We start from the raw sequence: 5,761 nt of genomic DNA, 5'->3' as shown, positions 1-5,761 counted from the left end.
CGCGCTCAGCCAGGGGTACAGCTATGTCGGCGAAGATCGCGTCGTGCCCTACGAGACGACGGAGGCGCTGGCGCCGGCGCTGCTGAAGAAACTTGTCGCGACGCCATTGCCGGACGGCGTGCTGCTCAACGTCAATTTTCCCAACTGCACGCCCGAGGAAGTCGCAGGCACGGTGGTCACCTCGCAGGGCAAGCTCGTGCACTCCCTGTGGGTCGACGAGCGCCGTGACGGGCGCGGCCTGCCTTACTACTGGTTGCGTTTCGGCCGCGAGCCGGTCGAAGGCAAGCAAGGCACCGACCTCTACGCCTTGCGCAACCGGCTGGTGTCGGTGACGCCGCTGCAGCTCGACCTTACCGCCCATGAAATCCGTGACCAACTGAGCAAGGCGCTCGCATGAACCAGGGCCTCCCGATCGACGACCGCGAAGGTTTTGCCGCCTTTCTGCTGCGTCTGCGCGGCCGGGGGACTGTGCCGAAGGCGCTGATCGCGGCCTTCGAGGCGACGCCGCGGCGCGGCTTCCTGGCGGCCCAGTTCCATCAGATCGCCTGGTCGGACCGCATGCTGCCGATCGAATGCGGCGAGGCGATCGAAGGCGCCGACATGCAGGCGGCGGTGATCGCCGCACTCACCATCGAGCAGGGCAACCGCGTGCTCGAGATCGGCACCGGCTCGGGCTACACCTCGGCGGTGATGTCGCGGCTGGCCGCGCGGGTCATCACCACCGATCGCTACAAGACGCTCGCCGAGCAGGCGCGGCAACGCTTCGAGGCGCTCGGCATCGGCAATGTGATCGTGCGCCACGCCGATGGTTCCGGCGGGCTGCCGAATGAAGGGCCATTTGACCGCATCGTCGCCTGGGCTGCCTTCGACAGCCTGCCGCGTTTCCTGCTCGACCAGTTGTCGAGCGGCGGTATCGTCATCGCTCCGATCGGCCCCGAAGAGGGCGAACAGGTGCTGGCCAAGCTGACCAAGGTCGGCAGCCGCTTCGAGCGTGAAGACATCGGCCTCGTTCGCCTGCAGCCGATCCTGCGCGGTGTTGCCGCTGTTATCTAGCGCGGATGTCGATGTTCGGCCGCGTCGTGCGCCCGTCTTCGACCCCGGCTGACCTGACCCGAAATCTTCGCACGGCTCGCTCTCTAATATTTTAAGAAAAATTGCGTCGGATTCCATGAGGTTAACCGTCGAGTAACATTAACGCGCTTTAATCATGCCTAGTTTGTACCGGGTATGTGCGGGTTAGTGCGATGCAACTCAGTGTTTTGAAGACAAACGGTCGCAATCTGGCGCGAGGCTGCGCCATTCTGATGGTCGCGGGTGCTGCTGCGGGGTGCAGTTCCCAGGTTTCGCGGTTCAATGGCGTCGACGACGTCTTTACATCCTCGACCAACAATCAGCGCGCCATCATCAACAAGCAGGATGCCGTACAGCAGCCCTATCCGGGCGATGTCGCCGCCGCTCCGATCGATGGCAGCCATACACAATCGGTCAGCCGCTCCAGCCTCGAGCCGGTCTCGACGCGGCCGCTGCCGCCGCCCGTTGCCCAAGCGCAGCAGGCGCCGGCATCGAAGCCGGTGCGCACCGCATTGGCCCCGGCACCGCATGTCGACAGGACCACGACCGGCACCGTCGCTCCGGCGGCGTCGCCTTTCAAGGTTTCGCAACCTGACGAACCCCGCGTGGCTGCTTCCGGCACTCCGCATGCAACCGAGATCGTCGTCAGGGACGGCGAAACGATCGGCGGCCTGGCGCAGCGCTACAAGGTGCCGTCCGACGTGATCATGAAGGTCAACGGGCTGAGCGCGACCAAGGGGCTGAAGACCGGCCAGAAGCTGGTCATCCCGGCCTATGCCTATTCCAGCAAAGGCGAGGCGAAGGTCGCGGATGCCAAGCCGGCGAAAGACGGCAAGCACAACCTGCCGGCCACTGCGCCGGACAAGGTCGCCGTTCTGCCGCAGCAGCCGAAGCCTAAGGAAGGCAAGTCCGCCGCTCAGGTCGACGCGTCGGCCGCAGCAAACCAGCCCAAGGAGCCCAAGCCGCAGGTTGCCAAGACGACCGGCGCTGCCGGGACCTACACGGTCCAGTCGGGCGACACGATGTCTTCGATTGCCAGGAAGACCGGCGTCGGCGTCGTTGCTCTAAAGCAGGCCAACGGGATGAAGGACGGACTGCTCAAGATCGGCCAGACCCTGAAGGTGCCGGCCGGCGGAACCGCGACCGTCGCCGCTGCCAAGCCGGCCAAGGTCGATCCGGTGACGACGGCCACCACGCAGCCCGCGGCAAAGACCACGCCGTCTGAAACGCTGGCGTCCTACACGCCGCCGAAAAAGGATTCGAAGGTCATCCAGCAGGCCGAGGCCGACGATGCCGTCGCGCCAGACGCCACCGGCATCGGCAAGATGCGCTGGCCGGTGCGCGGCCGCGTGATTTCCGGTTTCGGCTCGGGCAAGGACGGCGTCGATATCGCCGTGCCGACGGGCACACCGGTCAAGGCGGCCGAGAACGGTGTCGTCATCTATGCCGGCGACGGCCTCAAGGAATTCGGCAACACGGTGCTGGTGCGCCACGAGAACGGCCTGGTCACCGTCTACGGCCATGCCAGTTCGATCGAGGTGCAGCGCGGCCAGAAGGTCAAGCGCGGCCAGGAGATCGCGCTGTCGGGCATGAGCGGCACGACGGACTCGCCGAAGCTGCACTTCGAAGTGCGCAAGAATTCGGCGCCAGTCGATCCCTCCGGTTATCTCGAATAGTCGGGGCTGTTTCGAATAGAAGAAAAAAAGCAATTTGCGGGCCGTCTGACCTCCAGTCCGGCCCGCCGGCTCAGCCCGTTCCGAAAGGAGCGGGCTTTTTCAGTTCCGGTGCGACGCGCCAGTCTTCAAGCTTCAAAGATGGTCGCGCAGAGTGTCGGCGATCATGACGCCAAGGCTGCTGGCCTTGACGCCGAGAAGCGTCTCCGCGTCGGAGGAATCGACCAGCAAGGGTTTGTCGAAGAGATAGCTCATCTCGATGAGCTCATGCATGCCCAATGCTTCCATTTCGGAGATGGAATAGGAGCGTGTTCCTGGAATTTCACGGTGAAGCATTGCCGCGGTCGCCCGGATGAGTTCCCGGGGTGGGGCGTGTTGCGATGGAACATGGAACGCCCGTCCCCATTCGCCCGTGTAGCGCGAGGCAGCGACCAGTGTCCTGGCCACGTCCTTCGTGAAGGACCAGGCGTGAGTTGCGTCGAGGTTTCCGATGAAAGCCGTCGGTTTCCCTTCGATTATGGAGGGCAGCGCGACCAGTGAGAAAGAGCTGATCGCGCCATGTCCAAGATAATCGCTGGACCGCACTTCGACGGCCGGCACGTCCGCACGGACCGCCCGCTGCCACATGATCGTCCGGGCGGTTCCTTTCTTCGAAGTCGGATCCAGAGACAGGTCGGAGTGAAGCGGGCTTTCGGCATCTTTGCCATAGCCATAGAGATTTCCGAGCACCACAAGCTTCGCGCCGACCGCTTCGGCAGCCCGCACGGTGCCGTCGATGATTGGGAAGAAGTCGGTCGGCCAGCGGTGATAGGCGGCCATGGCGCACATGAAGATCGCGTCGGCGTTTCGGCTGATACGCGCCAGTTCCGCGGCATTGGTGGCGTCGGACTGCACGGTCCGGACGTTTTGCAGCGCGTTCGAACCGACACTCCGGCTCGTCAAGACAACATCATGGCCTTCTTCGCCCAGAAGCCGCGCGGTCTCGCGACCAACCGGGCCTGCTCCCACAACAACATAGAAACTCATGGCATAACCTCTCATCCAAGTTTTATGGAGAGGCGTAGGTACATAGCCACGGCATTGAAAATCGCGCGGGAATTGCCAAGTCTTGAACAGGTTTTGCCATGAATCGAGAAAGCATGCTCTCGCAAGTCGCCCCGGCCCGATCCCCGTCCGACGTAACATTGGCCTCCCGGCATGTCGAAGCCGGGGTCCATCGTCTGCTCCGGGCGCCACACCATCGCATCATGGTGCATGCAAGTGCCGCGACGCGCTCCTACTGCCATGAGGTTCGACGATATTTCGTCAGGCGCGCCGGCGATATCGACCTGGTGCCCGCCGGTCAGGAGGGTGGGTTCGAGGCTGAGACCCCGTTCGACACGATCGAGATCGCGTTACAACCGGCCTTGATGGAAAGGGTGGCAGCCGAACTTGGCAAGGCGCGCGCATTGCCGCTCGGCACACGTCACCTGCTTCGTGACCAGCGCATCGAACACCTCGCGCGAGCACTGGAGAGCGATCTCAATGCGAAGTCGCCGAGCGGGTCGTTGTTTGCCGACAGCATCGGCGCCGCGCTCGCTGTGAGGCTGCTTGGCCTCGGTGAACCTGATATCGATCGCGCGAACCGGCTGTCGGATACTCAGCTCAAGCGCGTGCTGGAGCATATCGAGGTTGCGCTGCACGAACCCCTATCGATCCATCGACTGAGCCGGGTTGCCGGCGCCAGCAGTTCGCACTTGCGGACATGGTTCAAGGCGGCGACGGGCTTCACCCTGCACCGCTACGTGCTACGGCGTCGCGTCGAACGCGCACGCGTCCTGCTGCAGCAAGGCGATCTCAGCACAAGCGAGGTGGCGGAATTGACGGGCTTCGCGCACCAGTCACATCTGGCGCATTGGATGCGGCGTGAGATCGGCCAAACGCCGCGTGATTTGCGGCGGTCGCAGCCGCCCAAATGATCTTGTCATCGGATGGCGTTGGCGACGCTATCCAACGCATCAGTCCTTCAGCGGTTTGCCGAGCCGGCCAGCCAAATCCTGGGTGAACTGCCAGGCGACGCGGCCCGAGCGGCTGCCGCGCGTCGTCGCCCATTCCAATGCTTCGGCGCGCAGCGTGTCGGGATCGATTGTCAGCCCGTGATGGCGGACATAGCCGTCGATCATGTCGAGATACTCGTCCTGCGAACATTTGTGGAAACCGAGCCACAGCCCGAAGCGGTCGGACAGCGACACCTTTTCCTCGACCGCTTCGGACGGGTTGATCGCGGTCGAGCGTTCATTGTCGATCATGTCGCGCGGCAAAAGATGGCGGCGGTTCGAGGTGGCGTAGAAGATGACATTGGCTGGACGGCCCTCGACGCCGCCTTCGAGCGCTGCCTTGAGCGATTTGTAGGAGGTGTCGTCATGGTCGAAGGAGAGGTCGTCGCAAAACAGGATGAAGCGGAAGGGCGCCGCCTTCAGCAGACCCATCAGCTTCGGCAGCGTGTCGATGTCCTCGCGGTGGATCTCGATCAGCTTCAACGGCAGGTCGGACCTGGCCTTGGCGTTGATCTCCGCATGCACGGCCTTGACCAGCGACGATTTGCCCATGCCGCGCGCGCCCCACAACAACACATTGTTGGCCGGGTAGCCGGCAGCGAAGCGTTCGGTGTTGTCGACAAGGATGTCGCGGACGCGGTCGACGCCACGGATCAGTCCGATGTCGACGCGGTTAACCCTGTGCACCGGTTCCAGATAGCCCGGATCGGCCTGCCAAACGAAGCAATCAGCCTCGCGGAGGTCGGTTTGGGGCACCGGCGGCGGGGCAAGGCGGCTCACCGCTTCGATCAGCCGGTCGAGTTTCTGGTTCAGGGCCTCAATGCTGCTGTCGGTCATGTCTGTCTTTTGTTTTCGCGTTTTTGATGTCTTGGGGCGTGAAGCTGCCCGATTTCGCCTGATACAAAACCGGTTGCAACCTTTTGTTCGAGCATAATTTTTTGCGGAAACCGGCTCGCGCTTTTTGCGATCCTGCTCTAACAC

At 63.2% G+C, this 5,761-nt stretch carries 6 protein-coding genes; 4 read left to right on the top strand and 2 right to left on the bottom strand.

Translation table 11 applies throughout. The annotated features are described in order from the left end of the window. The 3 genes from ENZ74_RS19375 to ENZ74_RS19365 form a co-directional block, all read left to right on the top strand. A partial coding sequence (locus ENZ74_RS19375; RefSeq protein WP_281059715.1) for a 5'/3'-nucleotidase SurE occupies window positions 1–397 on the top strand: 397 nt, incomplete at its 5' end. After that, window positions 394–1,053: a protein-L-isoaspartate(D-aspartate) O-methyltransferase gene (locus ENZ74_RS19370; RefSeq protein WP_013531300.1), complete on the top strand. Its 660-nt coding sequence runs from the start codon at window positions 394–396 to the stop codon at window positions 1,051–1,053. The genes ENZ74_RS19375 and ENZ74_RS19370, both read left to right, overlap by 4 nt. Before the next feature lie 191 nt (window positions 1,054–1,244). After that, window positions 1,245–2,747: a peptidoglycan DD-metalloendopeptidase family protein gene (locus ENZ74_RS19365; protein WP_063168116.1), complete on the top strand. Its 1,503-nt coding sequence runs from the start codon at window positions 1,245–1,247 to the stop codon at window positions 2,745–2,747. 132 nt (window positions 2,748–2,879) lie between these two features. Here ENZ74_RS19365 and ENZ74_RS19360 read toward each other — a convergent pair whose 3' ends face one another. Next, the gene (locus ENZ74_RS19360; RefSeq protein ID WP_063168115.1) at window positions 2,880–3,770 is read right to left on the bottom strand and encodes an NAD-dependent epimerase/dehydratase family protein; all 891 of its coding nucleotides are present in this window, start codon (window positions 3,768–3,770) and stop codon (window positions 2,880–2,882) included. A 113-nt stretch (window positions 3,771–3,883) separates the two neighbouring features. Here ENZ74_RS19360 and ENZ74_RS19355 point away from each other — a divergent pair, with 113 nt between their 5' ends. Beyond that, window positions 3,884–4,702, top strand: a complete 819-nt coding sequence (locus ENZ74_RS19355; RefSeq protein WP_063170251.1) for an AraC family transcriptional regulator — start codon at window positions 3,884–3,886, stop codon at window positions 4,700–4,702. Between the two features lie 39 nt (window positions 4,703–4,741). On the opposite strand, the gene ENZ74_RS19350 is transcribed toward ENZ74_RS19355, so the two are convergent. Further along, on the bottom strand, window positions 4,742–5,617 hold the full coding sequence (locus ENZ74_RS19350; RefSeq protein WP_024503854.1) for an ATP-binding protein: 876 nt from the start codon (window positions 5,615–5,617) through the stop codon (window positions 4,742–4,744). Window positions 5,618–5,761 lie beyond the last annotated feature (144 nt).

Source organism: Mesorhizobium sp. M7A.F.Ca.CA.002.15.2.1, assembly GCF_003998715.1.
Classification (GTDB): domain Bacteria; phylum Pseudomonadota; class Alphaproteobacteria; order Rhizobiales; family Rhizobiaceae; genus Mesorhizobium; species Mesorhizobium ciceri.
Note: the sequence above shows the minus strand (reverse complement) of the source record. Positions and strands in the feature narration are given on the sequence as shown.